Origin of the sequence: Cupriavidus basilensis, assembly GCF_008801925.2 — a bacterium.
In the GTDB taxonomy this organism is placed as follows: Bacteria; Pseudomonadota; Gammaproteobacteria; order Burkholderiales; family Burkholderiaceae; genus Cupriavidus; species Cupriavidus basilensis.
In genome coordinates, this window is record NZ_CP062803.1 from 1,314,331 (window position 1) to 1,334,087 (window position 19,757).

18 protein-coding genes are annotated in these 19,757 nt (G+C 67.4%); 10 read left to right on the forward strand and 8 right to left on the reverse strand.

Features of this window, described 5'->3' with window-relative positions; genetic code table 11:
• Nucleotides 1-29: 29 nt before the first annotated feature.
• The 8 genes from F7R26_RS05930 (at nucleotide 30) to F7R26_RS05965 (ending at nucleotide 8,428) form a co-directional block, all read left to right on the forward strand.
• Nucleotides 30-653, forward strand: coding sequence for a HupE/UreJ family protein (locus F7R26_RS05930; protein WP_150983774.1), 624 nt, complete (start codon nucleotides 30-32; stop codon nucleotides 651-653).
• A gap of 28 nt (nucleotides 654-681) precedes the next feature.
• Nucleotides 682-987, forward strand: a complete 306-nt coding sequence (locus F7R26_RS05935; RefSeq protein ID WP_150983775.1) for an urease subunit beta — start codon at nucleotides 682-684, stop codon at nucleotides 985-987.
• Nucleotides 987-2,705, forward strand: a complete 1,719-nt coding sequence (gene ureC / locus F7R26_RS05940) for an urease subunit alpha (RefSeq protein WP_150983776.1) — start codon at nucleotides 987-989, stop codon at nucleotides 2,703-2,705. The genes F7R26_RS05935 and ureC overlap by 1 nt, the downstream gene beginning before the upstream one ends.
• 9 nt (nucleotides 2,706-2,714) lie before the next feature.
• The gene (gene ureE / locus F7R26_RS05945; protein ID WP_150983777.1) at nucleotides 2,715-3,338 is read left to right on the forward strand and encodes an urease accessory protein UreE; all 624 of its coding nucleotides are present in this window, start codon (nucleotides 2,715-2,717) and stop codon (nucleotides 3,336-3,338) included.
• A gap of 22 nt (nucleotides 3,339-3,360) precedes the next feature.
• Nucleotides 3,361-4,053, forward strand: a complete 693-nt coding sequence (locus F7R26_RS05950) for an urease accessory protein UreF (RefSeq protein ID WP_150983778.1) — start codon at nucleotides 3,361-3,363, stop codon at nucleotides 4,051-4,053.
• A gap of 49 nt (nucleotides 4,054-4,102) precedes the next feature.
• On the forward strand, nucleotides 4,103-4,732 hold the full coding sequence (ureG, locus tag F7R26_RS05955; protein ID WP_150983949.1) for an urease accessory protein UreG: 630 nt from the start codon (nucleotides 4,103-4,105) through the stop codon (nucleotides 4,730-4,732).
• Between the two features lie 609 nt (nucleotides 4,733-5,341).
• Nucleotides 5,342-7,009: a histidine-type phosphatase gene (locus F7R26_RS05960; RefSeq protein ID WP_416351322.1), complete on the forward strand. Its 1,668-nt coding sequence runs from the start codon at nucleotides 5,342-5,344 to the stop codon at nucleotides 7,007-7,009.
• 399 nt (nucleotides 7,010-7,408) lie between these two features.
• Nucleotides 7,409-8,428, forward strand: coding sequence for a threonine/serine dehydratase (locus tag F7R26_RS05965; RefSeq protein WP_150983779.1), 1,020 nt, complete (start codon nucleotides 7,409-7,411; stop codon nucleotides 8,426-8,428).
• Between the two features lie 11 nt (nucleotides 8,429-8,439).
• Here F7R26_RS05965 and F7R26_RS05970 read toward each other — a convergent pair whose 3' ends face one another.
• On the reverse strand, nucleotides 8,440-8,829 hold the full coding sequence (locus F7R26_RS05970) for a helix-turn-helix domain-containing protein (protein ID WP_150983780.1): 390 nt from the start codon (nucleotides 8,827-8,829) through the stop codon (nucleotides 8,440-8,442).
• A gap of 419 nt (nucleotides 8,830-9,248) precedes the next feature.
• Between F7R26_RS05970 and F7R26_RS05975 the strand changes: the two genes are divergently transcribed.
• The gene (locus F7R26_RS05975) at nucleotides 9,249-10,010 is read left to right on the forward strand and encodes a hypothetical protein (protein WP_150983781.1); all 762 of its coding nucleotides are present in this window, start codon (nucleotides 9,249-9,251) and stop codon (nucleotides 10,008-10,010) included.
• 33 nt (nucleotides 10,011-10,043) lie between these two features.
• Here F7R26_RS05975 and F7R26_RS05980 read toward each other — a convergent pair whose 3' ends face one another.
• A complete protein-coding gene (locus F7R26_RS05980; RefSeq protein WP_150983782.1) occupies nucleotides 10,044-10,736 on the reverse strand; it encodes a glutathione binding-like protein in 693 nt (230 codons plus the stop codon).
• A 166-nt stretch (nucleotides 10,737-10,902) separates the two neighbouring features.
• Nucleotides 10,903-12,165: an acyl-CoA dehydrogenase family protein gene (locus tag F7R26_RS05985; RefSeq protein ID WP_150983783.1), complete on the reverse strand. Its 1,263-nt coding sequence runs from the start codon at nucleotides 12,163-12,165 to the stop codon at nucleotides 10,903-10,905.
• Nucleotides 12,166-12,358: 193 nt separating this feature from the next.
• Between F7R26_RS05985 and F7R26_RS05990 the strand changes: the two genes are divergently transcribed.
• On the forward strand, nucleotides 12,359-13,294 hold the full coding sequence (locus F7R26_RS05990; RefSeq protein WP_150983784.1) for a LysR family transcriptional regulator: 936 nt from the start codon (nucleotides 12,359-12,361) through the stop codon (nucleotides 13,292-13,294).
• A 25-nt stretch (nucleotides 13,295-13,319) separates the two neighbouring features.
• Here F7R26_RS05990 and F7R26_RS05995 read toward each other — a convergent pair whose 3' ends face one another.
• The 5 genes from F7R26_RS05995 to F7R26_RS06015 form a co-directional block, all read right to left on the reverse strand.
• Nucleotides 13,320-14,765, reverse strand: a complete 1,446-nt coding sequence (locus F7R26_RS05995; protein ID WP_150983785.1) for a hypothetical protein — start codon at nucleotides 14,763-14,765, stop codon at nucleotides 13,320-13,322.
• A complete protein-coding gene (locus tag F7R26_RS06000; protein ID WP_150983786.1) occupies nucleotides 14,762-15,382 on the reverse strand; it encodes an RNA polymerase sigma factor in 621 nt (206 codons plus the stop codon). The genes F7R26_RS05995 and F7R26_RS06000 overlap by 4 nt, the downstream gene beginning before the upstream one ends.
• 98 nt (nucleotides 15,383-15,480) lie before the next feature.
• Nucleotides 15,481-17,283 carry a vWA domain-containing protein gene (locus tag F7R26_RS06005; RefSeq protein ID WP_150983787.1) on the reverse strand — a complete coding sequence of 601 codons (1,803 nt, stop codon included), beginning with the start codon at nucleotides 17,281-17,283 and terminating at the stop codon, nucleotides 15,481-15,483.
• A gap of 128 nt (nucleotides 17,284-17,411) precedes the next feature.
• Entirely contained in the window at nucleotides 17,412-18,419 is a 1,008-nt protein-coding gene (locus F7R26_RS06010; RefSeq protein WP_150983788.1) for a Bug family tripartite tricarboxylate transporter substrate binding protein, read from the reverse strand.
• Nucleotides 18,420-18,678: 259 nt separating this feature from the next.
• Nucleotides 18,679-19,755 (reverse strand): phosphotransferase, encoded by a 1,077-nt coding sequence (locus F7R26_RS06015; protein ID WP_150983789.1) that lies wholly within the window; start codon nucleotides 19,753-19,755, stop codon nucleotides 18,679-18,681.
• Nucleotides 19,756-19,757 lie beyond the last annotated feature (2 nt).

Below are 19,757 nucleotides of genomic sequence, written 5' to 3' on the forward strand. Positions count from 1 at the left end.
AGAGTTTGAACAAGACACGAGGTCAAGACATGAACCACTTCAACCGCTCGCGCGCCGTGAGGCTCGCCACCGTGGGCGCTTCGCTTGCGCTTGCCAGTGCCGCCGCCGTCGCGCATCCGGGCCATGACGCCACCACCGTTGGCGCCAGCCTGTTTGCCGGCTTGCTGCATCCCTTCACTGGCATGGATCACTTGCTCGCCATGGTGGGCGTGGGCGTGTGGAGCGCGCTGGGCGCGCGCTCGCCGCGCGAAGCCTTGCGCATGCCCTTTGCCTTCGTGGCCTTGATGCTGGCCGGCGCGGCGCTTGGCCTCGCCGGCATGAGCCTGCCGCTGGTGGAGCCGATGATTGCCGCGTCGCTGCTGGTGATCGGCTTGCTGGTGGCAATGCGCGCCAAACTGCCGGCATGGGCGGGGATGGCCATCGTGGGCGGCTTCGCCGTCTTCCACGGCTATGCGCACGGATCCGAGTTGCCGGCCACGGCCGGCGCCTTGCCCGCGGTAGCGGCCTATGTGGGCGGCTTCAGCGTGGCCACGATGGTGCTGCACGCGGCGGGCATCGGCCTGGGCGGCGCGCTGCGCCGCCACGCGGGCTGGCTGGCGCGGCTCGCCGGTGCAGGCGTGGCGCTGTATGGCGTCGGCCTGATGGTTGCCTGAGCGCACTGACCTCGACAAGGAACCCATCATGATCCCCGGTGAACTGATGCCCGCGCAGGGCGAGATCGAACTGAACGCTGGCCGTGCCACGGTCAGCGTGGCGGTGGCCAACACCGGCGACCGCCCGGTCCAGGTCGGCTCCCATTTCCATTTCTACGAGACCAACCCCGCGCTGGATTTTGACCGCGAGGCCACGCGCGGCTTCCGCCTGAATATCGCCGCCGGCACCGCCGTGCGCTTCGAGCCGGGCCAGAGCCGCACGGTGGAACTGGTGGCGCTTGCTGGCGCGCGCATCGTCTACGGCTTCAACGGCAAGATCATGGGAGCGCTGTGATGAGCGTGAAAATCTCCAGGCAGGCCTATGCCGAGATGTTCGGCCCCACCACCGGCGACCGCCTGCGGCTGGCCGATACCGGGCTCATCATCGAGGTGGAGAAGGATTTCACCGTCTATGGCGAGGAAGTGAAGTTCGGCGGCGGCAAGGTGATCCGCGACGGCATGGGGCAGAGCCAGCGCATGGCCAAGGACTGCGTCGACACGGTCATCACCAATGCGCTGATCGTCGATCACTGGGGCATCGTCAAGGCCGACATCGGCCTCAAGGACGGGCGCATTGCCTCCATCGGCAAGGCCGGCAACCCGGACATCCAGCCGGGCGTGACCATCGTCGTCGGGCCGGGCACCGAGGTGATCGCGGGCGAGGGCATGATCGTCACCGCTGGCGGCATCGACAGCCACATCCACTTTATCTGCCCGCAGCAGATCGAAGAGGCGCTGATGAGCGGCGTCACCACCATGATCGGCGGCGGCACCGGGCCGGCCACCGGCACCTTTGCCACCACCGTCACACCCGGCCCCTGGTTCATGGAGCGCATGCTGCAGGCGGTGGAAGCCTACCCGATGAATATCGGCCTGCTCGGCAAGGGCAACGCCAGCCTGCCGGGGCCGCTGATGGAGCAGGTCGAGGCTGGCGCGATCGGCCTCAAGCTGCACGAAGACTGGGGCACCACGCCCGCGGCCATCGACAACTGCCTGAGCGTGGCGGATGCCACCGACACGCAGGTGGCGATCCACACCGATACGCTCAACGAGGCCGGCTTTGTCGAAGCCACCGTGGCCGCGTTCAAGGGCCGCACCATCCATACGTATCACACCGAAGGCGCCGGCGGCGGCCATGCGCCCGACATCATCAAGGTGTGCGGCGAGCCCAACGTGCTGCCGTCGTCGACCAACCCGACGCGGCCGTACACCGTCAATACGCTCGACGAACACCTCGACATGCTGATGGTCTGCCACCACCTGGACCCGTCGATCGCCGAGGACATCGCCTTCGCCGAGAGCCGCATCCGGCGCGAGACCATTGCCGCCGAGGACATCCTGCACGACCTCGGCGCGTTCTCGATGATCTCCAGCGATTCGCAGGCCATGGGCCGGGTTGGCGAGGTCATCATCCGCACCTGGCAGACCGCGCACAAGATGGCTGCGCAGCGCGGCAAGCTGCCCGGCGACCCCAACGATGCGCGCGGCGGGCATGACAATTTCCGCGTCAAGCGCTACATCGCCAAGTACACGATCAACCCGGCGCTCACGCACGGCATCGCGCACGAGGTGGGCTCGGTCGAAGTCGGCAAGTGGGCCGACCTGGTGCTGTGGAAGCCGGCCTTCTTCGGCGTCAAGCCGAGCCTGATCTTGAAGGGCGGGATGATCGCCGCGGCAGCGATGGGCGACCCCAACGCATCGATCCCCACGCCGCAGCCGGTGCACTACCGCCCGATGTTCGGCGCCGCCGGGCGCGCCCTGCACAAGTCATCGCTGACCTTCGTTTCACAAGCGGCGCTGGCCGCCGATGTGGGCGGGCGCTATGGCCTGAACAAGGTGCTGTCCGCAGTACAAGGCACGCGCACCGTGGGCAAGCGCGACATGGTGCACAATGACTGGCAGCCGAACGTCACGGTGGATCCCGAGACCTACCAGGTGGTGGCCGACGGCCAGTTGCTGATCTGCGAGCCGGCTACCGTACTGCCGATGGCGCAGCGTTATTTCCTCTTCTGAAGGGTCGCTTTGCAAAAGATCGACAAACATCTCGCCGCCCCGCATGGCATCGCCGCCGTGCTGGTGCGCCGCGCGCCCAAGCTGGTGCTGCCTTTTTCCGAACGCAGCAAAAGCCGCCTGCGCGCCACGCTCGACAACGGCGAAGAAGTGGCGCTGTTTCTTGCGCGCGGCACCGTGCTGCGCGGCGGCGACCTGCTGGTCACCGAAGGCGGCGTCTTTGTCGAAGTGCAGGCCGCGGCGGAATCCGTACTGCAAGTCGGCGCCAGCGATCCGCAAGCACTGATGCGCGCGGCCTACCACCTCGGGAATCGCCACACGCCGGTGGAAGTGGGCCGCGACTACCTGCGCCTGGAATTCGACCCGGTGCTCGCGGACATGCTGGCCCGCCTCGGCGTGCAGGCCGAACGCGCGGAACTGCCGTTCGAGCCGGAAGCCGGCGCCTACGGCGGCGGGCACAAGCATGGGCACGATGCGACGTTTGCCGAGGACTATGCCGCGGCGCAGGCCGTGTTCCATGAGCATCATGGGCATGATCTCGATCATGGCCATGCGCACAGTCATGACCACGGCCACAAACATGGCCATGACCACGCGCCACATGTGCATGACGAGAACTGTGGGCACAAGCACTGAGGCTTTGCGCTAAAGCCGTCCCATGACCCAGCTCGCTCAACTCATCTCCCTGCTGCACCTCGCCTCGCCCGCGCTGCCGATCGGTGGCTTCAGCTATTCGCAAGGGCTGGAGGCTGCCATCGAGTGCGGCATGGTGCGCGATGCCGGCAGCGCGGAGCAGTGGGTGCGCAGCAACCTGCTGGACGTGCAGGCGCAGTGCGAAGCGCCCGTGTGGCTGCTGCTGTATCGCCATTGGCGCGCGCTGGACGCAACGCGCCTGGCCGAATGGAACGACTGGTTCCACGCCACGCGCGAAAGCGCCGAGTTGCGGCTGGAGACGGAGCAGATGGGCTGGTCGCTGGCGCGGCTGGTGGCGCAGATGGCGTGGGGCGATGCCGCGCTGCGCGCGCAGCTGGCGGCGTTGTCGCCGGTGTGCCTGCCTACTGCGTTTGCCGCGGCTTGCGTGGCGCTGGACGTGAGTGAGCGCGACGGCCTGGCAGCCTATTGCTTCAGCTGGGCGGAGAACCAGGTGTCGGCTGCGCTCAAGGCGGTGCCGCTGGGGCAGGTGGCCGGGCAGCACATCCTGCGCAGGCTGCATCCCGCGGTGCTGGAGACCGTCGATGAAGCCGTGCGGCGCGCCGATGCCGAGCCGCCGCTGTTGTCCACTTTTTCCCCGATGCTGGGGCTGCTGTCCGCGCGCCATGAGACGCAGTACTCGCGGCTGTTCCGTTCCTGAAGCGAACCACGGCAGCATGCAAACGATTCCCCAAGACAAGATGTCCACCATGACCCAGGCTCGTACCAAGAAGAATCCTCCGTTGCGCGTCGGCGTGGGCGGCCCCGTCGGCTCCGGCAAGACCACCTTGCTGGAGATGCTGTGCAAGGCCATGCGCGAGCGCTATGACCTGGTCGCCATCACCAACGATATCTACACCAAGGAAGACCAGCGCTTGCTGACCATCTCCGGCGCCTTGCCGGCGGAGCGCATCATGGGCGTGGAAACCGGCGGCTGCCCGCACACCGCGATCCGCGAGGATGCCTCGATCAACCTGGAAGCCGTCGACCGCATGCTGGGCAAGTTTCCCGATGCCGACATCGTCTTCATCGAGTCCGGCGGCGACAACCTGGCGGCCACCTTCAGCCCGGAGCTGTCGGACCTGACCATCTATGTGATCGACGTGGCCGGCGGCGAGAAGATCCCGCGCAAGGGGGGGCCAGGCATCACCAAGTCGGACCTGCTGGTGATCAACAAGACCGACCTGGCCCCTTATGTTGGCGCCAACCTGGAAGTGATGGAAAGCGATGCGCGCAAGATGCGTGGCGCGCGCCCGTTCGTGATGGGCAGCGTGAAGTCGGGGCAGGGGCTGGATGAGGTGATCGCATTCATCGAGCGCCAGGGCATGCTGGGGGTGTAACCGCAGGCAACGGCCGGCCGGTGGAAGTTGTTGCCGGCCATGTGCCTTTTCATCGACATGTCATGGAGCGTGCTTACCCTACGCGTCTTTTCAACGACGCACCACGGGGCTCCGGACATGCGGGTTTCTCTTTCTTACACGCCCATCGCCAGCGTGGCGTTTTCCGCTTTGCTGGCAGCGCTGCTCGCCGGCTGCGGCGGTGGCAACGACAGCACCGGAACGCCGCTGGCGTCCAATCCCGAGGCGCCGGCCAAGGCCACGACCAGCGGCGTCGTGGTCGGCAGCTACTTCCGTAACGCCAAGGTCTGCCTCGACGCCAACGGCAACGTCCGTTGCGACGATGGCGAGGTAAGCGCGCGCAGTGACAACAACGGCCGCTTCTCGCTGGCCGGCGGTGCCGGCGCGTTGGTGGCGGAGATTGGCACGGATGCGCGCGAATACGATCCCGCGACCAGGGTCGAGGCTGCCGTGGCCTCGCGCATGGTGCTGCGCGCGCCCCGGGAAGCGAACGGCGTGATCTCGCTGCATTCCACCTCGGTGGTCGCGGAAATGGAAGCCGGCGGGCTCGGCTTCGATGCTGCCGTGCGCAAGGTGGCGATTGCCGTGGGCGTGCCGGCGGCGAAGCTGCTGGGCGATTTCAACAGCGAGGCCGATGCCACCGTGCGTGCCGCGCTGGCGTCGGCGTCCGACGAAGGGCTGGCGCGCATCCGCGCCGCCCTGGCGGAAGCCGGCGAGAGCGGCGACCCGCGGCAGGCGCTGGCCGTCGCCGCGCTGACCGACCGCTATTACCAGACCAAGGCACCCTACCGCCCGCAGCAGGACCCGGCGTCCTACGAAGCGCCGCCGGCGGGCTTCAGTGCTGTCTATACGGAAATGATCGCGCGCCACGGCTCGCGTGGCCTGTCGAGCCTCAAGTACGACCTGGCCGTCTACAACATGTGGAAGAAGGCCCAGGACGATGGCGCGCTGACCCCGCTGGGCGCCAGGCTCGGCCCGGATGTGCTGGCCATCATGAAGGCCAACTTCCTGCTCGGCTACGGCGTGCAGGGCATCTCGACGCCCGGCTATGGCAACGAGACCCAGGCCGGCATTGCCGAGCACCAGCAGCTAGCCGTGCGCATGCTGGCGCGACAGGCCGCCTACTGGAAGCAGGTGGGCGATACAGCGGCCACCACGCCGCGCCAGATCGTCACCGTGACCTCCGGCGTCGACCGCGCCGTGGACAGCGGCAATTTCTTCGTGCAAGCGCTGAAGGCGGCACAGCCTGCGCTGTCCGGGCTGGTGGCCTACCCGGCCGCGCCGTCGCCTTACACGGACACCGGCACCGCCGTACCGCAGCCGGCCGGCACCAATCGCTTCCTGCTGTATTTTCACAAGCTGGTCAAGGCGACGGACCTGGTGAGCAACACCAACGACCCGCTTTACCAGACCTACCAGGACAGCCAGGCCTACCAGAAGTACAAGTCCTCCGACGCCGACCTGCTGGCCAAGCAAGCCGCGCTGCAGGGCACGGCCGAGGCCAGGGCGGCGGGCCGCGCCGTGCTGCTGCGCCTGTTCACGCAGGCCTTCGTCGACAAGATCGAGAACGGAACCTACAGCTTCGCCAATACCGGCAGCTTCACGTTTGCCAGCGCGGACGGCAAGTTCACCTCGACGCTGGCCGGTGACGGCAAGACGGCCATCGGCTCGACGGCCGACGCGGGTTCGCTGCTGTATGAGCTCTACGTGATCGCGCCCGCGATGAAGGCAGAAGCGGGCGTGGACTTCGCGCCCTATATGCCGGTGGCGCAGGCAAAGCTGTTCGCCCGGCTCAATGACGGCTCGGATTTCTACGACAAGGGGCCCGGCATGACCGAGAAGGGCGACGTGACCTACAAGATGGCGCAGATCCTGGTCGACGACATGTTCAACGAGGTCGATGCGATCGCGCGCGGGGACCTGAGCCATGCCGCCAAGCTGCGCTTTGCCCACGCCGAGATCGTGATTCCCTTCGCCTCGCGCATGGGGCTGAAGAACGTGCTCCAGCAGGTGCCGAAAGCTTCGACGTACAGCTATGAGAGCAACCCCTGGCGCGGCGACTACGTGTCGCCGATGGCGGCTAATATGCAGTGGGACGTGTATCGCAACAGCGAAGGCCGGTTGCTGGTGAAGATGCTCTACAACGAGGCCGAGACCGACTTCAAGGCGGACTGCGACGGCGCCCGGGCCAGCGGCACCAGGCACTTCTACGACTACACGAAGCTCAAGGCCTGCTACCAGCACGTTGCCGCGCCCTGAGGGGCATCGTCCGCGCAGCAAGGTGGCGTATCGCGGCGAGGCGGCCGCGATGCGCTGCGATCCCCTTGCGCGCCCTGCGGGCGCCCGTCGTGGTATTTGCCAGCGCCTGTGGCTGTGGCATACTAGCCCGTCCATGACGTTGACTTCGCTCGCCCCTTCTTCGCTTTGCCGTGGCACCGATACCGGTGCGGCCGCTGCATGCGTGGGCGCCGAGCTGCCGGCGGGGCTTGCCTCGACGTCCGGCGCGTCGTCGATTTCCTTCTCGTTCTCCATTATTCGAATTATCCGGGGTCGCTGAGCTGCGGCTTTGGCTGGTGCTCGGTGGCCCGTGTTCCCTCCCTTGCCGTGCACGGCCATAGGGGCCTGCACGCGACCAACCGATTCGATGGAGAACACCCGATGTCCGATCTTTCCGACCTGCGCGCGCATGCCCGCTATCCCTTGCTGACCGAAATCCAGAGCACCGCGCGGCGCCTGCAAGGCAAGGTGCTGGAGACACCCGTGTGGCGCTGGCAGACCGGGGCGGCCCTGCAACTCGATGCCGGCACGCAGGTCTGGCTCAAGCTGGAACTGTTCCAGATCACTGGCACCTTCAAGGTACGTGGCGCGCTCAACAGCATCGAGCATATGGATGCCTCTGCGCGGGCGCGCGGCGTGGTGGCGGCCAGCGCCGGCAACCATGCCATGGCGGTGGCCTATGCGGCCAAGGTGGCCGGCGTCGGCGCCAAGCTGGCCATGCCGGCCACCGCCAGCCCCGCGCGCGTGGCGGCCTGCCGCGAGGCGGGTGCCGAGGTGTTGTTGCTGCCGGACGTGCATGCCGCTTTTGACCACGCGCTGCAGTTGGTGGCTGACGAAGGCCGCACCATGGTGCACCCCTACGACGGCCCGCTGATCGCGCAGGGCACCGCAACGGTCGGGCTTGAGCTGATGCGCCAGGTGGCTGGGCTCGATGCGGTGGTGGTGCCGGTGGGCGGTGGCGGCCTGTGCGGCGGTATCGCCGCGGCGGTCAAGCAGATCAATCCGGCTTGCCGGGTCTATGGGGTCGAGCCGGAGGGCGCCGATGCCATGAACCGCAGCTTCGAGGCCGGGCGGCCGCAAACGCTGGAGCGCGTCACGACGGTGGCCGACAGCCTGGGCGCGCCTTACGCGCTGGACTACAGCTACGGCGTGTGCCGCCAGTTTGTCGACGGCATGGTGCGCGTCTCCGACGAGGCGATACGCGCGGCCATGCGCATCCTCTATCGCGACATGAAGCTGGCCACGGAGCCGGCTACCGCGGTGTCCACTGCCGCGCTGCTGGGGCCGCTGCGCCGGACGCTGGCGGGCAAGAAGGTGGCGCTGATCGTGTGCGGGTCCAATCTCGACGCAGCGCGCTTTGCCGAACTGCTGGCAGTGGACGAGCCCGCCTGCGCCAGTTGAATCCGCTGCCGTCAGGCCTGCACGGCTCTGACGGCGATTGTGCGCGCCACCGATGCGATCACGTCCTGCTCCGCCTCGGTCATCAAGGCCATATGGCGCACCGTGACACGCTGTGCCGGCGTGATGTTGAACTCGGCGCAGCGTTGTTCCAGCACGAGCGCGCCGCCGCGGCCGCCGCTGTCGGCCTCGCTGAAGTTGAGCATCTCGCTGGCGTCCACGCCCAGCGTGCCGGCCAGCGCACAGATATTGATCAAGGAGACATTGCGCACGCCGCGCTCGATACCGCTGAGGTAGGAGCGCGCCATGCCGCTTTCGAGCGCGAGCTTTTCCTGTGACCAGCCGCGCTGTTTGCGCAGCTCGGCAAGGTGCAGCCCGAAGAGCTTGAGGGGATCGGCGACCATGGCTCTGTACGTGATTGAGAACGGATCGAGGCTAAGGGTTTGACCTCTTTGTAGCGACGCCTTATAGTAGTACGCACTATAGGTCACTGGCCTGGCACTCACCGCAGGTAGTAGCAGGTAGGCGCAGGTAGGCGCAAATATCCGCACGTCTGCGCACATCGTTGCGTGCCAGACGACACGCGGCGCCAACACGTTGCCGACAACCTGCGGATGATGCCCGCGGGCAAAGGGTAAAACCTTGTCCAAGTGTTACGAATGGGTTTTGCAGCTGCCACAAGGACCGAGGCGGCCCGCCTCGGCATCTTGTCAAGGCGGCGAGGCACCTGGCCAAAGAACAGATCACGACCTTGGTATAGGGGTACTCCAATCCCCGGGGAAGCGCGGCGCTGTATTTTTCCATGACGTGGAGAGTGGGTGCCATGCGTATTTTTTCGTTGTTCGACGCGCAGATGCGCGGCGAAATCCTGCCAGGCGGAACCGCGTCGCACTTGCGCGTGGGCCTGCAGGTGAGGGTGGTGCCGGAAGCTGCCGGCCTGGGCAGCAGTGGGGACTACATCTTTTTGCGGCAAGGCGCAATGCAGTCCGGCATTGTCACCACGCGCGCCGAGTGGTGGGCTTGCCTGCACGGCACGATCAAGCTGACCCCGGTAGGCGGCGAGCCGGTGCTGGTGTCGGTGGGTGGCGTGTATGCGCTGCGCCAGGCCGAGCGCGTGCATCTGGCGGTGCTGCAGGACACGGTATTGATGCGTGCGATCCTGGACCCGAATGCCGTCGGTTTGGTGGGCGCGGGCATGACCAGCAGCTACGATGCCTTTGCCGCGGGCCAGGCGGATCTCTGGCAGGCCGATGGCGCACGGCACGGTGCGGATGGCGTGCCGCGCGCCAATGCGGCCTTTGTCTCGCTGGGCGAGGGCGAGCCCGAATGGGCGCTGCGCCTGCGCGCGGCCGGTCTGAACTGGGCGGCCTGCCATGCGGGCACGCTATGCCTGCAGTGGCATTCGCCATGGCCACATATCGAGCGGCAGGTGGCGTACCTGCAGCCCGGCATGGTCTTCGCGCCGGATCCCGATGAGGCGTACCGGATCGAGGCGCTGCATCCCGTGGCGAGCCTGCTGTGCTGCCTGCAGGCGCCGGCGCGCGTGGCCGGCGCTGGCGAGATGCAGGTGGTTTCCCTGCATTGACCGCCCGGCGCCATGGCCGCGCCGGCGGGCTGCTCAGCGGCGCTGGTACTGCGTGGCGCCGAACAGGATTTCCCGCTCCTTGTCGCCGCTCAGCGGCTTGCGTTCCTGCGCCAGCACCGCGACGCCGCGCTGCACGGCGGGCCGCCCGGCGATCTCAAGGAACCAGCGCTTGAGGTGCGGGTAGTCGTCCAGCTCCACCCCCTGGTTCTGCCAGCTGCGCAGCCACGGGAAGGTTGCGATATCCGCCACGGAGTATTCGCTGCCGGCCAGCCAGGCATGTTCCGACAATTGCTTGTCGATGACGCCGTACAAGCGCTTGGCCTCGTTGGTGTAGCGGTTGATGGCGTACTCGATCTGCTGTGGCGCATACATGCGGAAATGATGCGCCTGGCCAAGCATCGGGCCGACGCCGCCCATCTGGAACATCAGCCATTGCAGCGCGTCGTACTTGCCGCGCACGTCCTCGGGCAGGAACTTGCCCGTCTTGCCGGCGAGGTAGAGCAGGATCGCGCCGGACTCGAACAGCGAGATGGGTTTGCCGTCCGGGCCGTCGGGGTCGACGATTGCCGGGATCTTGTTGTTCGGGCTGATCTTGAGGAAGTCCTCGCCGAACTGGTCGCCGGCGCCAATATTGATGGGGTGGACCTTGTACGCGAGGCCGCACTCCTCGAGCATGATGTGGATTTTGTGGCCGTTGGGCGTGGGCCAGCTGTAGACGTCGATCATCGGGAAGGGCTCCTGGCTGCGATCGTGCAAACGGTGAATCGCCACATCAACCACTTGCGTGGCGAACCGCGCGATTTAAGCACAGAAGAAAAAAACGCGCAGACTGGCTGCGCGTTTTCCATGTTGCCAGCAGGGCCGGTGGTGGCGGCTTGCGGATCGTTGCGGCTCAGAAGCCGCGTGCCACCGGCATGCTGATGTCGTCCGAGCTCACGCCCATGTGCTTGGCCAGCTCCAGCTTGGCGATGGCGTTGCGGTGCACCTCGTCCGGACCGTCGGCCAGGCGCAGGGTGCGCTGGTGCGCCCACCAGTTGGCCAGCGGGAATTCGTCCGAGACGCCAGCGGCGCCGTGTACCTGGATGGCCCAGTCGATTACCTTCAGCGCCATGTTGGGGGCGACGACCTTGATCATGGCGATCTCGGCCTTGGCCACCTTGTTGCCGGCGGTGTCCATCATGTAGGCGGCCTTGAGCGTCAGCAGGCGCGCCATTTCGATTTCGCAGCGGGCTTCGGCGATGCGCTCGCGCGTCACGCCCTGGGCGGCCACCGGCTTGCCGAAGGCGACGCGCGACAGGGCGCGCTTGCACAGCAGTTCCAGCGCGCGCTCGGCCACGCCGATGCTGCGCATGCAGTGGTGGATGCGGCCCGGGCCGAGGCGGCCCTGGGCGATCTCGAAGCCGCGGCCTTCGCCCAGCAGGATGTTGGCTGCCGGCACGCGCACGTCCTTGAGTTCGATCTCCATGTGGCCGTGCGGCGCGTCGTCGTAGCCGAACACCGGCAGGAAGCGCTTGATGGTGATGCCCGCGGTATCGGCCGGCACCACGATCATCGATTGCTGTTCATGACGGCCCGCTTCCGGGTCGGTCTTGCCCATCACGATATAGACCTCGCAACGGGGGTCGCCCGCGCCCGACGACCACCACTTGGTGCCGTTGATCACATATTCGTCGCCATCGCGGCGGATGCTGCAGCAGATATTGGTGGCGTCCGACGAGGCTACGGCCGGCTCGGTCATCAGGAAGGCCGAGCGGATCTCGCCGCGCAGCAGCGGCTCAAGCCACCTGTCCTTGAGTTCTTCCGACGCGTAGCGCTCCAGCGTCTCCATGTTGCCGGTATCGGGCGCCGCGCAGTTGAAGACTTCGGCCGACCAGGGCACCCGGCCCATGATCTCGCACAGCGGTGCGTATTCCAGGTTGGACAGGCCTTCCGGGGCACGCTTGGAATGGGGCAGGAACAGGTTCCACAGGCCGGCTTCGCGCGCCAGCGGCTTGAGTTCCTCGATCACCTTGGTCGGGACCCAGGCGTTGCCGGCCTGGCGGTTGGCCTGGATCTCCGCGTAGAAGCGCTTCTCGTTCGGATAGATGTGCTTGTCGAAGAAGGCCAGCAGGCGAGCCTGCATTTCCTTGACCTTGGGGGTGTACTCGAATTGCATGTTGTCTCCTCCACCTCTGAATGAGGCCGGGATCGGTTGGGCCGCCGCGGGTTGCGGTGGGCCGTTTCCGGCACCGGCGGTGCGCGGTTTGCGCCGACTGGAGAGGACTGTACCGCAATCCAGGTAATTAGAAAAATGAATTTTCTGGATTTGCCAGTATCAATGCTGTGCATTCCATGCCAGAATGCCCGTCATGCAGCTATCCCGCATCGACCTGAATCTCTTCGTGGTGTTCGACGCTATCTATAGCGAAGGCAGCATCACGGCCGCCGCCCGCCAGCTTAACCTGACCCAGCCTGCGGTCAGCCACGCGCTGGGGCGCATGCGCCTCTTGTTTGACGACCCGCTATTCGAGCGGCGGGGGCAGGGCATGGCGCCCACGCCGCTGGCGCGCTCGCTGGCCGCCGAGGTGCGCACGGCCCTGCAATCCTTTGCCCGCACCTTGCAGGACACGCCGCATTTCGATCCGGCGGCCACGGTGCGCCGCTTCACCATCGGCATGCGCGATGCGCTGGAGTCCACCCTGCTGCCGCCCCTGATGGCACGCGTGACCGCGATGGCGCCGCAGGTGGAGATCGCGGCGATTCGCTTCGACCGGCGCGAGATGGAGTCGGAACTGCTGGCCGGCACGCTCGACGCCGCCATCGATATCCTGCTGCCGGTGTCGCCGGCCATCCATCACACGCCCTTCATGGCCGACCCGATGGTGGTGCTGGCCCGCCGCGATCATCCGCTGATGAAGAAGGAGCTGACGCTGGAGCGCTACCTGGCCGCCGAGCATGTGCATGTGTCGTCCCGCCGGCGCGGGGCCGGCCTGGAAGACCAGGCGCTGCACCGCATGGGCCTGACGCGCCGGGTGCGCTTGCGCTGCCAGCATTACGCCGCGGCCTGCCGGGTGGTGAGCTGCACCGACTTGCTGGCCACGCTGCCACTGCGCTACGCGCGCATCGCCAACGAGCCGTATGCCAACCGCCTGCTCTCGCTGCCCTTCAAGGTGCCTACGCTGGAACTGCACCTTTACTGGCATGCCGGCGGCGAGAACGATGGCGCCAATCGCTGGCTGCGTGAGCAGTTGCTGGCAGTGATCAACTCGCTCGGTGGTGGCGTGGGCGAGATGGCGCAGGACTGAGCGCGCCGAGCTTCGTCCCCTGTGCCTACCAGGGTGCGCTGTCGGCCTGGCGCTCGATGCGCACGGTGGCTGGCGGCAACGTGCTGTCGGCCTGCACCGCATAGGGCAGCGGCGGCCGGTATTGCGCCGGCACCGCCTGCCATAGCCGCTCGACCCACGCCCTGACCTCGGGGCTGCCCGGCGCCGACGCCGTGACACGCAGCGCCAGCTGCGCCCCGGCGGCGGGCTCCGCCCCCGAGGGGGCGGACAGCAAGCGCTCCACGGCTAGCTGAGGTTCTTCCCGCAAGCTCATCGTCAACGTTCCCGCTCTTTGCCCGCGGGCGGCAGGCGCGGGTGCGCGTGCCGCATCGGCCTGCTGCGACGGGCTGGCGCGCAGTGCCAGCCTGGGTGCATCGATGGCGGGTGCTGGCGCCGGTGGGGCGATGGGGGCGATGGGGGTGATCGGGGCTGGCAGCGCCATGGCCGCCATCGGCGCGATCGGCGCCATGGATGCCATGGGTGCCGGGGCACGTACCGCAGGCGCTGCCGCCGCGGCGGGAGGCGCTCCGGCAGACAGCGAGCCTGCCATGCCTGCTGCGCTTTCCCTGGGTTCAGGGGCATGCTGTTGCGCTAGCCGGTCCGGCTCGCGCGGCGCGGCCTTGGCCTGTGCTTCGGTGGGCGGGCTGGCCGGTGCAGGCGCAGGCTGTACGGCTTGAGCAGCTTGAGTGGCGGGCGGAGGCACTGGCGCATCCGCGCGCGGCGATGCCGGCTGTCCCGCTGATTCTGCTTGCTGAGCTGGAGCTGGGGCCGCTGGCTGCACCGCCGCTTGTGCCACCGGCTTGGCGGGCTCCGCCTGCTTTGCCGTCTTGTTTGCCGCCGTGTCCGCCGCGGGGGCCGGGGCTTGGGCGGGTAACGTGATTTCGCCGTGGCGCAGGTCAAGCTGGCGCATGACGATCTGCAGCGACAAAACGCCTATGCCGAGGGTGGCGGCGAGCGCGCCCAGCGCGGGCCACCAGCGCCGTGCGCGGCGGGCACGGGGCGGCTTGGCAGTTGGCTCTGCGCCGGCGGCCGGTCGTGCGGACAGCGCCTGCTCACGCAGCCACGCCTGCGCCGCCTCGCTGACAGGCGCGCCAAGCACGCTTTGCGGCGCGTCGCCGCGCCGGACTTCCTCAAGCACGGCATCGCGGCGCGTGGCCTGCGCCGCCTGCATCCGCGCGGCTTGCGCCATGACCGCTGCCTGCAATCCCGCCGGCGGCGTGAAATCCAGTTCGTCATCGTCGGCGGGTGCCTCGGCTTGTTCGGCGTAGGCCCGGACCCTGGCCGGCAGCGAGGCTGGCGGCAGCGGCGCTGGCGCGTTGCGCGCGGCCTGCTCCGCACGCGCCGCAGCCATCACCGAGGCCTCCAGCGAGGCGGGCGGTGCAAAGGCGGGCAACTCGCGCAGCAATGCCGCGAGCCGGTCCTCGCCGGCGATGAAGCGTTCGTCCGCGCTCATGGCAGCCGCTCCTGCGATGGCGTAGCCACCAGGTTCTCGCGCAGCCGCGCAAAGGCGTAGCGCAGCCGGCTCTTGATGGTCTCGAACTTCTCGCCCAGCGTCAGGGCGATGTCCTCCACGCTCATCTCGCTGAAGAAGCGCAGCACGATCACCTCGCGCTGCGCTGCCGGCAGTGCCAGCAGCGCTTGCCGCACGCCCTGCAGGTTCTGGCGCAACTGCGCCTCGGCCTCGGGGCTGAGGTCGTCGGCAGGCATGGCGAGGTGCGTCTCGTCGAGCGTGTCGCGCTGGCGCTCGTAGGCGCCGCGCAACTGGTCCAGCCAGGTATTGCGCGCGATCTGGAACAGGAAGGTGCGCAGGGCCGCGCTGGGCTGGTAGTCCGCGCAGCGGGTCATCAGCTTGACCCAGGTCTTCTGGGTCACGTCCTCGGCCTCGCCGGTGTTGCCCTGGCAAAGCCAGGCCACGTAGTTGTACAGCGCCGCGTTGTGGCGGCGGAACAGCTCGGCCACCGGCTGCTCGATCAGGCCGTTGGCGACCAGCAGCATCAGGTCGGCATCCGGCAGCGCGGACAGTCCGGCAGAGGATGGGGAGGGCGGGGCGCCAGGTGAGGAGGCATGCATGCGCGGGAGTATATGACAGCCCCGCGCGCCGCTGCGAGGGGCTGTCCGTGCCGGGTGCCTGCGCGCGGGCAACCCGGCGGATGGCGGGCAAGGCGGCTTCAGCGTGGCGGCTCCCTGGCAGGCTCGCCGCCTTGTGCCAGCGGTGCGCGCGTCGACAGGGCCTGCGCCAGGTCGACCAGCTTGATGAATTCGCCACGGTAGCCAAAGCGGTCGGTGCCGCGCGCGCCGAGCGCCAGGGTGCGCGCGTCGGCGTAGGTCCAGCCGTTGACATGATTGCCGCCACGCAGTACCTGGCCGAAGCCGGCTACCGCCACGGCGAAGCGCATGGCGTCGTCGGCCTGCGCCAGCGGCCGCACCGCGCTGTCCTGCACGGCCAGGTCGATCAGCTCGCTGGCTTGCGCCTGCGGCAGCTTGTAGCGCAGCTTGATGTGGGCCAGCTCGCCAGCGGCGCCCTTGCCCGGCTGGGCCAAGGGGCTGGCCGGCTGGTAGCGCAGTGGGTCGATCAGGCCGGGCTGGCCCGCCAGCGTCAGCTCATAGAGGGCTGTCACGGTGTGGCCGGCGCCGATGTCGCCGGCGTCGACCTGGTCGTTGTTGAAATCCTCGCGCTTGAGCGCGCGGTTTTCATAGCCGATCAGGCGGTATTCCTTGACCGTGGCGGGGTTGAACTCGACCTGGATCTTGACGTCGCGCGCCACCGTCGCCAGCGTGGAGCTGAACTCTTCGGCCAGCACCTTCTGGCCTTCCATCAGGTTGTCGATGTACGAGTAGGCGCCGTCACCCGCGTCGGCCAGTTGCTCCATCAGCTGGTCGTTGTAGTTGCCGGTGCCAAAGCCCAGCGTGGACAGCGAAACGCCGGACTTGCGCTTCTCTGCGACCAGGGCCTTGAGCTGGCGGAAGTCGGTGATGCCCACGTTGAAGTCGCCATCGGTGGCTAACAGCACGCGGTTGATTCCGCCCGCGATAAAGCTCTGCTGCGCTGCCTGGTAGGCCAGCGCGATGCCGCTCGCGCCGGAAGTCGAGCCGCCCGCTACCAGCGAATCGATGGCCGACGAGATGGTAGCCTTGTCGCTGCCCGACGTCGGCGGCAGTACCACGCGCGTGCCACTGGCGTAGGTCACCAGCGTGATGCGGTCCTGCGCGCGCAGCGCGTTGGTCAGCAGCTTGAGCGAGGACTTCAGCAGCGGCAGCTTGTCGGGCGAATACATCGACCCCGACACATCGACCAGGAAGACCAGGTTGGCCGGCGGCAGGCTGTCACGCGCCGCGTCGGCCGCCTTGATGCCGATGCGCAGCAGCACGTTGCGCGCTTGCCATGGCGCGGGCGCGGCGTCAGCGTGCACGACAAAGGGGCGGCCGTCGCGCGGCTGCGCGTAGTCGTACGGGAAGTAGTTGACCATTTCCTCCACGCGCACCGCATCGGCCGGTGGCAGCCGGCCGGCATTGAGCAGGCGGCGCACATTGCTGTAGCTGCCGGTGTCGACGTCGATGCTGAAGGTGGAGACAGGCGCTTGCGCTACCTGTTGCACGCCGTTCTCGTCGATGGCGCCATAGCGCTCGCGGTCTGGCCCGGGCTGTGGCTGCGGGTAGGGCATGGGGCGTGCCAGCAGGGTCATGGGCGCCGCAGGCATGGCGCGCATGGCAGGCGCGTAGGCATTGGCCACGGCGCCGGCGACAGCCTGCTTGGCGGCAGGCGCGGTGTCGCGGGCCTCTGCCTTGGGCACGGTGGGCACGGACTGCACGGGAGCGGCCGGGGCAACCGGGGGCGTTGCCACCGGCTGCGTGGCCGGTGGCGCGTTGCCGGCGCGCGCGGGCAGATCCGGCGGGGTAGGGGCAGTGGTGGACGGACCACCGCAAGCGGCCACCGCAAAGGCAATGGCCAAGGCTCCCAAGCGCTTAAGCATGTTCTTTTCTCCTGAAGGGCCGCGCCGGCGATGCCGGCGGCAGGGCGCTGTCAGTGAAACGAGGCAGCCTGGCGCAAGGGGTTAAGCGCGATCAAAAAAAGTCAGAACGCGCCAAGATCCGGCGCGGGTCAGTCGAGCCGGATGTCGGCCTGCTTCACCACGGTGGCCCAGCGCGCACGCTCGGCGACGAAGAACTTGTTTGTCTCCGCCGGCGTCATGGTCACCACTTCCGCACCCTGGCCAGCGAGCTGCGCGCGCACTTCCGGCAAGCGGATGATGCGGATCAGTTCGCTGCTGATGCGTGCCACCAGCGTATCGGGCATGCCCGCCGGCGCCATCACGCCTTGCCAGGTGCCCGACTCGAAGCCTGGCACCCCTTGCTCGGCAATGGTCGGCACCTGGCCCACCAGCGGCATGCGGGTCTTCTTGGATACCGCGATCACCTTCAGCTTGCCGGCCTGCACCTGGGGCAGCGTCGCCAGCATGCCGTTCATCAGCACCTGGGCGGTGCCGCCCACGGTATCGGCCACCGCCTGCGCACCGCCTTTGTATGGCACGTATTGCCACTTCGCGCCGGTAGCCTGCGCCACCGCCACGCCCGCCAGGTGCGGCGCGCTGCCGATGGCGGTCACGGCAAAGTTGAGCTGGGTGCGCTTGGACAGGTCCACCAGTTCCTTGAGGTTGCTGACCTGCACCGAAGGATGGACCACCAGCAAATGCGGCGAGTACGCCAGCATGGACACGCCCTTCAGGTCCTTGCCCGGATCGAACGTGAGTTTGGTGTAGACCGACGGGCTGATGGCCAGCGCGCCAACGTCGCACAGCAGCAATGTGTGATTGTCGGTGCCGGCCTGCGCGACCATGGCGGCGCCGATATTGCCGTTGGCGCCCGGGCGGTTATCCACCACGATGGGCTGGCCGAGGGCCTCGCCAAGCTGGCGGCTGATCAGGCGGGCAATGATGTCGGAGGAACCGCCGGCGGGATAGGGCACAACCAGCCGGATCGGTCGGGTAGGCCAGTCGGCGGCTTTCGCCGGGGACGACAGCAGCGTGCCGGCTGCGCCGAGGCTGCCCAGCGTGGCGGTTGCGCCCAGGGTCGAGAGTTGGGTCAGGAAGGTGCGGCGGCTGCTTGGCATTGGCGTTGTCTCCGGCTTTGTCTTAGTTGTATGTTGTCGTATATGTAGGATCATAGCCGGAAGTTCGGGGGCAGGTCCAGGGTATTCTTTTAACGGGATTTCAGGCGTGAAGGATGGCGAACCTGGTGAGAGTCGCGATGAGTTTGTTGCCGAAACAAGGGCTACACATCCTCTGATACGATAACTTGCGTCGTAAAAAAACCTCTTCCCCGCGCTGGGGGAAGAGGTTTCCTGATGATCCCGGCGAAGCGGCAGATTGTTATTGCTTGGCCTTTTTTGCGTACTCCCAGCCCATTTCCGCCATCGGCCGGGCACGCTTTCCTGCATCCGCGGCCTGCGCGGAGGAAGCCGTCCCGTCCACCACGCGCTTCATGATCCCCTGCAGGATGCCGGCAATCCGGAACATGCTGAACGCCAGGTAGAAATTCCAGTCGCCGGTGATCGGCCGGCCAGTGCGTTGCTCGTAGGTGCGGCGGTACGCGGCCTCGTCAGGGATGCCGAGCCCGGCATGGTCCAGGCCAGCGATGCCGCGGAACTGTCCCGGGGCAATGTGCCAGCTCATGCAGTGATAGCCGAAGTCGGCCATCGGGTGCCCCAGCGTGGACAGTTCCCAGTCGAGCACGGCCAGCACGCGCGGCTCGGTGGGGTGGAACATGAGGTTATCGAGCCGGTAGTCGCCATGCACGATGGACGTGAGATCGGCGTCTTCCTGCGGGATATGCTCGGGCAGCCAGGCCATCAGCGAGTCCATGGCCGGGATGCTCTCGGTCTCGGACAGCTTGTATTGCTTGGTCCAGCGCTCGATCTGGCGCGAGAAGTAGTTGCCCGGCTTGCCGTAGTCGCCCAGGCCGATGGCCTTGTAGTCGACGGTGTGCAGCGCGGAGATGACGCGGTTCATCTCGTCGTAGATGGCGGCGCGCTCGGCCGGTGTCATGTCGGGCAGCGACTGGTCCCACAGCACGCGGCCGGCGACGAATTCCATGATGTAGAAGGCGCGGCCGATCACGGCTTCGTCTTCGCACAGCGCATACATCCTGGCCACCGGCACATCGGTGCCGGCCAGCGCGGCCATCACGCGGTATTCGCGCTCGATGGCGTGGGCCGAAGGCAGCAGCTTGGACTTGGGGCCCGGCTTGGCGCGCATCACGTAGGTCTGGCCAGGTGTGATCAGCTTGAACGTGGGGTTGGACTGCCCGCCCTTGAACTGCTCGATGGAGAGCGGGCCGGCAAAGCCGGCAACATGCTCGCGCATCCAGGCTTCCAGCGCGGCCAGGTCAAAGCGTTGCTGCTCGGCTACCTCGCGGGTGCCTTCGAAATTCGAAACGTTGGTGCTCATGC

Coding starts and splice junctions, on each gene's coding strand:
- F7R26_RS05935 (WP_150983775.1), top strand. CDS start 682: ATGATCCCCGGTGAACTGATGCCCGCGCAGGGCGAGATCGAACTGAAC.
- F7R26_RS06010 (WP_150983788.1), bottom strand. CDS start 18,419: ATGCCAAGCAGCCGCCGCACCTTCCTGACCCAACTCTCGACCCTGGGC.
- F7R26_RS05985 (WP_150983783.1), bottom strand. CDS start 12,165: ATGCAATTCGAGTACACCCCCAAGGTCAAGGAAATGCAGGCTCGCCTG.
- F7R26_RS05990 (WP_150983784.1), top strand. CDS start 12,359: ATGCAGCTATCCCGCATCGACCTGAATCTCTTCGTGGTGTTCGACGCT.
- F7R26_RS05965 (WP_150983779.1), top strand. CDS start 7,409: ATGTCCGATCTTTCCGACCTGCGCGCGCATGCCCGCTATCCCTTGCTG.
- F7R26_RS05980 (WP_150983782.1), bottom strand. CDS start 10,736: ATGATCGACGTCTACAGCTGGCCCACGCCCAACGGCCACAAAATCCAC.
- F7R26_RS06015 (WP_150983789.1), bottom strand. CDS start 19,755: ATGAGCACCAACGTTTCGAATTTCGAAGGCACCCGCGAGGTAGCCGAG.
- F7R26_RS05995 (WP_150983785.1), bottom strand. CDS start 14,765: ATGAGCGCGGACGAACGCTTCATCGCCGGCGAGGACCGGCTCGCGGCA.
- F7R26_RS05975 (WP_150983781.1), top strand. CDS start 9,249: ATGCGTATTTTTTCGTTGTTCGACGCGCAGATGCGCGGCGAAATCCTG.
- F7R26_RS06000 (WP_150983786.1), bottom strand. CDS start 15,382: ATGCATGCCTCCTCACCTGGCGCCCCGCCCTCCCCATCCTCTGCCGGA.
- ureG (WP_150983949.1), top strand. CDS start 4,103: ATGACCCAGGCTCGTACCAAGAAGAATCCTCCGTTGCGCGTCGGCGTG.
- F7R26_RS05930 (WP_150983774.1), top strand. CDS start 30: ATGAACCACTTCAACCGCTCGCGCGCCGTGAGGCTCGCCACCGTGGGC.
- F7R26_RS06005 (WP_150983787.1), bottom strand. CDS start 17,283: ATGCTTAAGCGCTTGGGAGCCTTGGCCATTGCCTTTGCGGTGGCCGCT.
- ureC (WP_150983776.1), top strand. CDS start 987: ATGAGCGTGAAAATCTCCAGGCAGGCCTATGCCGAGATGTTCGGCCCC.
- F7R26_RS05970 (WP_150983780.1), bottom strand. CDS start 8,829: ATGGTCGCCGATCCCCTCAAGCTCTTCGGGCTGCACCTTGCCGAGCTG.
- F7R26_RS05950 (WP_150983778.1), top strand. CDS start 3,361: ATGACCCAGCTCGCTCAACTCATCTCCCTGCTGCACCTCGCCTCGCCC.